The 6067-nt window shown below is 67.8% G+C and carries 7 protein-coding genes; 2 read left to right on the forward strand and 5 right to left on the reverse strand.

All coding sequences use genetic code 11. The annotated features are described in order from the left end of the window. Positions 1-543: ECF RNA polymerase sigma factor SigK (gene sigK, locus BJQ90_RS18650; protein ID WP_226761697.1), on the forward strand; the 543-nt coding region annotated here is incomplete at its 5' end. 1 nt (position 544) lies between these two features. After that, positions 545-1435, forward strand: coding sequence for an anti-sigma factor domain-containing protein (locus BJQ90_RS18655; protein ID WP_226761698.1), 891 nt, complete (start codon positions 545-547; stop codon positions 1433-1435). A gap of 159 nt (positions 1436-1594) precedes the next feature. On the opposite strand, the gene BJQ90_RS18660 is transcribed toward BJQ90_RS18655, so the two are convergent. The 5 genes from BJQ90_RS18660 to BJQ90_RS18680 form a co-directional block, all read right to left on the reverse strand. Continuing rightward, entirely contained in the window at positions 1595-2989 is a 1395-nt protein-coding gene (locus BJQ90_RS18660; protein ID WP_226761706.1) for a gluconate:H+ symporter, read from the reverse strand. 63 nt (positions 2990-3052) lie between these two features. Next, positions 3053-3586, reverse strand: coding sequence for a gluconokinase (locus BJQ90_RS18665; protein WP_226761699.1), 534 nt, complete (start codon positions 3584-3586; stop codon positions 3053-3055). 74 nt (positions 3587-3660) lie between these two features. After that, complete coding sequence (locus BJQ90_RS18670) at positions 3661-4440, reverse strand: PIG-L deacetylase family protein (protein ID WP_226761700.1); 780 nt, start codon at positions 4438-4440, stop codon at positions 3661-3663. Positions 4441-4444: 4 nt separating this feature from the next. Continuing rightward, positions 4445-5398 (reverse strand): electron transfer flavoprotein subunit alpha/FixB family protein, encoded by a 954-nt coding sequence (locus BJQ90_RS18675; protein ID WP_226761701.1) that lies wholly within the window; start codon positions 5396-5398, stop codon positions 4445-4447. A 14-nt stretch (positions 5399-5412) separates the two neighbouring features. Then, positions 5413-6067 (reverse strand): electron transfer flavoprotein subunit beta/FixA family protein (locus BJQ90_RS18680; protein WP_226761702.1); only part of this gene is annotated, 655 nt, incomplete at its 5' end.

The raw sequence follows: 6067 nt of genomic DNA on the forward strand, positions 1-6067 counted from the left end.
AACCGCCGGCTCGGCGCGCTGCTCGAACAGATTGCCCGCGGCGACCAGGCGGCCTTCGCGGAATTCTATGAACTCACGTCCCGGCGCGTCTTCGGCATGGCCCGGCGCGTTCTGATCGACGTGGAACTCAGCGAGGACACCACCCAGGAAGTCTTCCTCCAGGTCTGGCAGAACGCCTCCAAGTTCAACCCGGACGCCGGCAGCCCGCTCGCCTGGCTCATGACCATCTCGCACCGCCGGGCCGTGGACAAGGTCCGCTCCTCGCAGTCCTCCACGGACCGGGAAGCGAAATACGGTGCCAGCAGCCAGGACATCGACCATGATTCCGTCTCCGACGAGGTCGGCAGCCGGCTTGAGGCCGAGGCTGTGGTGCGGTGCCTGGAGACGCTGACCGATACACAGCAGGAATCCGTGCGGCTTGCCTACTATGGCGGCCTCACCTACCGGGAAGTCGCAGAGAAGCTCAATGCTGCGGTACCCACCATTAAGTCCCGCATCCGCGACGGACTGATCCGACTGAAGACCTGCCTGGGGGTGAGTTGAGATGACCGACATGAACGCACAGAACAACTCCCGTGTCCCCGGCGGCTTTGCAGCCGATATTGCCACCGACCTGGCCTCGGGACGCGCTGCTGACCTCGCCGAGGTCTATGCCCTGAACGCCGTGGACGACGCCGAGCGGGCCGCCATCGAGGCATACCTCGCCTCGGCTCCGCCGGCAGAACATGCCGCCTTTGACGACCGCGTCCGCCAGGCCCGCGAAACGCTCGCCACCAGCTTCACCGCCGAGGAGGAACCGCCGGCAGGCCTGCTGGACCGGATCATGGCGTCCCTGCCGGCCCAGGACGCGGCCGCCGCGCCGGGAATGCACCCGGGACAGGAGCCCGCGGCGGTCCCGCCCGTCGTGGCCCGGCCGGTCCGTGAGCCCTCCGGGCTCTCCGTCACCGACGAACTGGGCGCCGCCCGAAAGCGCCGGGACGAACGACGCCGGCCGCAGGGAATGCGCAACTGGCTGGTCGGCGTCGCTGCCGCTGCCGTCATCGCCTTGGGCGGAGTCGGCGTCGGCGCCTATGTGGCAAACCAGAACGATCCGCTGAACCAGGTGCTGCAGGCCGGCGACGTGCGGCAGGCGACCGTCAACGTTGCCGGCGGCGGCACGGCCACTGTGTCCCTCTCGACCTCCAGGGACGCGATCGTCGTCAAGATGAATGACGTCCCGGCACCGCCGCCCGGCAAGGTGTACCAGATGTGGCTGATCCCCAAGGACGGCTCGGCCCCGGTGTCCCAGGGCCTGATGGACGCCGAAGCGCTGTCCAAGCCGGCTGTCGTCAAGGGCGTCAGCACTGCCGCAGCCCTGGGCATCACGGTGGAGCCAACCGGCGGCTCGGCCTCGCCGACCACGCCGGCGGTGGCCGAGGCCCCGCTGGGCGCCTAGCGCCGGAACCGCGAACCAACGAAGCCGCGCAGGCCGTGAACCCCCCAAAAGGTTCAAGGCCTGCGCGGCTTGTGGTTTAAGGCCCGAACTGGCGCCGTGCCGGCCGGGCCCGGTCAGATCCGGGCCCGGTCAGATCCAGCCCGGTTAGATCCAGCCCGGTCAGATGATGAGCGACAAGAGCATGATGAAGCCGAAGCTGACCACGGAAATCAGTGTCTCCATCACGGACCAGGTCTTGAACGTCTGGCCGACCGTCAATCCGAATAATTCCTTGACCAGCCAGAACCCGGCGTCGTTCACATGCGAGAGGAACAGCGAGCCGGCGCCGATCGCGAGGGCCAGCAGCGCAGCATGGGTCGGGGTGAGCGAGCTGGCCAGCGGTGCGACGATTCCCGCGGCCGTCACCGTCGCCACGGTGGCCGACCCGGTGGCCAGGCGCAGCGCGACGGCGACGATGAAGCCCAGCAGCAGGACGGACATGTTGCTGCCCTCGGCCCACTTCTTGACGGAATCGCCGACGCCGGCGCCGATCAGTGTCTGCTTGAAGCCTCCTCCGGCGCCCACGATCAGCATGATCCCGGCGATGGGAGCCAGGCTTGCGCCGATCTTGGAGGTAATCTTGCTGCCCGTGAAGCCCACGGCGTAGCCGAAGGTGACCATGGCGAGCAGCACGGCCAGCGTCATGGCGACGAGCGGCTGGCCGACGAAATCGAAGAAGGTCCGGATCCACGGGGCGGTCGCGGGGTCGGGCCAGATGATGTCCATGACCGCTTTGAGGAGCATCAGCACCACCGGGAAGATGATGGTCAGCAGCGTGACGAGGAAGCTCGGCCGGCGTTTGACGCCTTCCAGGTCCGCGCCGTGCACGGTGTCGATGCCTCCCGCGACGGCGGGGGCGCCGACGGGAACCCATTTCGCGGCCAGCCGGGAGAACAGCGGGCCGCAGATGATGACCGTGGGGATGGCGACGAGGAGGCCCAGCGCCAGCGTGGTGCCAAGCTCAGCCTTGACGGCGCTGATCGCGATCAGTGGTCCCGGGTGCGGAGGCACCAGACCGTGCAGCACGGACAGGCCGGCCAGCGCCGGAATGGCAATGCGCATGAGGGGCATTTTGGAGCGCTGGGTCACCAGTACGATGACGGGCAGCAGCAGCACGAGACCGATTTCGAAGAACATCGGCAGGCCGATGATCACCGCCACGAGGGTGATGGACCACACGAGCTTCTGGCCGGTGGCTTTGGCCAGCAAGGTATCCACGACCCGGTTGGCGCCGCCGGAGTCCGCCAGCAGCTTGCCGAGCATGGCTCCGAGCGCGATCAGCAGGCCGACTTCCTTCAGGACGCCGCCGACTCCATCTTCGAAGTTCTTGATGACCAGGGCCGGTTCCACCCCTGCGGCAAGGCCGACGAAGGCCGAACCAAGAATGAGGGCCAGGAAGGGGTGCAGCTTGAACTTGGTAATAAGCACCACGATGAGTGCGATGCCCAGGGCCGCAACCACCATAAGGCGGGTGTCAAAGCCGGTCCAGGCCTCGAGGGCAGCGGGAAGCTGCATGACTGACAGAGAATTCACAAGATGTTCCTAGCTGGAATAGCGGGGTAAGGACTGGCGGGCTGGCTACGGCCTGCGCGCGTCGCCGGCGTCGAGCTGGAGCCGGTCGATAATTTCCTGCGCCTCGTCCGAGGGTGCCGAACTGACGCTCAGGGTGATGAAGTGTTCGTCCCCGGAAGGGGCCTCGAGCGCCTCAAACTGCGACGCGAGCAGGGCCGGGGGCATAAAATGCCCGTGCCGTGCCGCCAGCCGGTCCGAGATTCGGTCCTTGCTGCCGTCGAGGAACACGAACACCACACCGTCACCCCGAAGGACATCCCGGTAGCGCTTCTTCAGCGCCGAGCAGGTGACGACGCCCGGCGTCCCGGACTCGGTGCGTTGCCGGATCCACCCGGCGATGCTCTCCAGCCACGGCCAGCGGTCCTCGTCGGTCAGGGGCTGGCCGGCGTGCATCTTGGCCACGTTGGCTTCGGGGTGCAGATCGTCGCCTTCGGCAAAATCCCAGCCCAGCCGGCCGGCCAGCAGGCCGGCCACGGTTGACTTTCCTGATCCCGAGACGCCCATAATCACGAGCACCGGGTGCTGCGCAGTCTTCGCCATTAAAGCCTGCCTTCCTCAATTAAATATGATTTAAACAGAGGCCAGCTTATGGGAGCAGACGGCGGGGGGCAACACTAGAATCCGGCGATGGTCCCCGGGCCGTTGACTGTGACGACGTGGAATGCCTCAGCACTGCGCCCGGCCGGGAGGCCGCCGCGCTCCGCGGTCCGCAGCATCCCGCCGCGGACGGTCCGGTCCATCGCCGCGATGTCGGGGTGTTGGCTGACGTGGATGTGGATCGCGGCGAGTTTGTCCTCGACGTGTTCCGTGACGTCGACGAAGTGGTTTTCGCGGTCCTCCGGCCCTGCAATGAACCACAGCCACGGCAGCTTGTAGGCCTCCAGCCCCGCCTCGGCCAGCTCCGGATAGGCAAACGGGTTCTCCAGCGCCGGATACACCGCCCGGGTCACGGCCTCCCCCACCGCCAGGTGGTCGGGATGGCTCTTCTGGATCCGGGTCCAGTTCCGTTCCGGGTGCATCGAGAGCACGACGTCGGGCCGGAGCTGCCGGATCAGCCGCACCACTTCGCGGATCACGCCGTGCGAGGGCTCGAGGTAGCCGTCGCGCTCGTGCAGGTAGTGGATGTCGGTCACCCCGACGAGGGCGGCCGCACGGCGCTGCTCCTCATTGCGCAGCCGGACGATCTCGTCCCGTCGCCCGGGGTCGAAGCCGCCGGCGTCGCCGTCGGTCATGATGCAGTAGCTGACCTGGATCCCGGCGGCGGTCCACGCGGCGATCGTGCCGGCGGCGCCGAAATCGATGTCGTCCGGGTGTGCGGTGAAACAAAGCACCCGTTCGATCCGGTGGCGCTCCGGATCGAACGGGCTTTGCGCCTGCGCGGCGAAGGAGTTCAAGGAATCAGCCCCTGCGCTTCTTGATTTCCTCGGTGGCCTGCGGCAGGACCTTGAAGAGGTCCCCCACAATGCCGAAATCGGCGATCTCGAAGATGGGAGATTCGGCATCCTTGTTCACCGCGACGATCACCTTCGCGGTCTGCATGCCCGCCTTCTGCTGGATGGCTCCCGAGATGCCCGCCGAGATGTACAGCTGGGGCGCGACGGTCTTGCCGGTCTGGCCGATCTGGGCGTCGTGGCCGATCCAGCCTGCGTCCGTTGCGGCGCGGGAGGCGCCGATGGCGGCTCCCAGGGCGTCGGCGAGGTCTTCCAGCGGGCCGAAGTTGCCGTCGACGCCGCGGCCGCCAGCCACCACGATCCGCGCCTCACCGAGGTCCGGCCGGCCGCTGGCGGCCTTTTCAGTGCGGGACGTGATCCTGGCCGAAGCCGCGGCGGCCGTCTCCGGCACGTCCACGGTGACGGTTGCCGGCGCCGTGCCGGTCACGGCGGGTTCCGGCGTGATGCTGTTGGGCTTGACTGTGAGGACTGCGACCGGCGTCGTGGCCTTCGCCGTGGTGGTGTAGGAACCGGCCAGCACGGACTTGTGCGCGGTGCCGCCCGGTTCCACGCCGACGACGTCGGTGATGACACCGGCACCGAGCCTGATGCCGAGCCTGGCGGCGATTTCCTTGGCCTCCGCCGAGTTCTCGGTCAGCACGATGGTGGCACCGGCGGTCTGCACCGCCGCGGCCAGGTAAGCGGCCTTGGGGCCAACGAGATAGTCGTCGAGGTCAGCGGCGGAGGGCCGGTACAGCGCCTGGGCGCCGTAAGCAGCCAGGGTTTCCGCGACGCCGTCGTGCAGTTCACCGTTGAAGGCGACCGCGGGCTCGCCCAGGGACCGGGCAAAGGTGAGCAGCTCCAGGCTGGCCTTCTTCAGCGCCTGGCCGGGGTTGTCAATGAATACCAGTACTTTTGCCATGTCTGAGAATCCCCTTAGAGCAGCTTCTGGGCGGCCAGGAACTCAACCAGCTTGATGCCGGCGTCGCCCTCGTCGGTGATGATGGTGCCGGCGGTGCGCGCCGGGCGTGCCTCGGCGGTTTCGACGGCGGTCCAGGAGCCGGCCCGTCCGACCTGCGCCGGATCAACCCCGATGTCGGCAAGGCTCAGCGTGGTGATGGTCTTCTTCTTGGCCGCCATGATGCCCTTGAAATTCGGGTACCGGGGGTCGTTGATCTGGTCTGTGACGGAGACTAGGGCCGGCAGTGCGGCTTCGACGGTGTCGGCGTGGGTGTCGCCGTCGCGGCGGGCGGTGAGCTTGCCGCCGTCGAGTTCCAGGGCGGAGGCGAAGGTGACCTGCGGCAGGTTCAGGCGTTCGGCGAGCTGGGCCGGGACCAGGGAGGTTTCGCCGTCGGTGGAGGCCATGCCGGTGAGGATGAGGTCGGCGGGGGTGTCCGCGCCGAGGTGGCGGATGGCCGCGGCGAGTGCGAGCGAGGTGGCGGCGGCGTCGGATCCGGCCAGCGCGTCGTCGCTGAGGTGGACGCCTTCGCTGGCGCCAATCTGCAGGGACTTCTTCACCGCGTTGACAGCACCGGCGGGACCCATGCTCAGGGCGATGACCCGGTGTCCTGCCGCTTCCCCGCCGCGGGCC

Origin of the sequence: Arthrobacter sp. SO3, assembly GCF_020532825.1 — a bacterium.
Classification (GTDB): Bacteria; Actinomycetota; Actinomycetes; order Actinomycetales; family Micrococcaceae; genus Arthrobacter.

What these genes read in the sequence shown, in the direction of transcription:
- BJQ90_RS18660 (WP_226761706.1), bottom strand. Translation starts at nt 2,989, where the DNA reads ATGCAGCTTCCCGCTGCCCTCGAGGCCTGGACCGGCTTTGACACCCGC.
- BJQ90_RS18675 (WP_226761701.1), bottom strand. Translation starts at nt 5,398, where the DNA reads ATGGCAAAAGTACTGGTATTCATTGACAACCCCGGCCAGGCGCTGAAG.
- BJQ90_RS18665 (WP_226761699.1), bottom strand. Translation starts at nt 3,586, where the DNA reads ATGGCGAAGACTGCGCAGCACCCGGTGCTCGTGATTATGGGCGTCTCG.
- BJQ90_RS18655 (WP_226761698.1), top strand. Translation starts at nt 545, where the DNA reads ATGACCGACATGAACGCACAGAACAACTCCCGTGTCCCCGGCGGCTTT.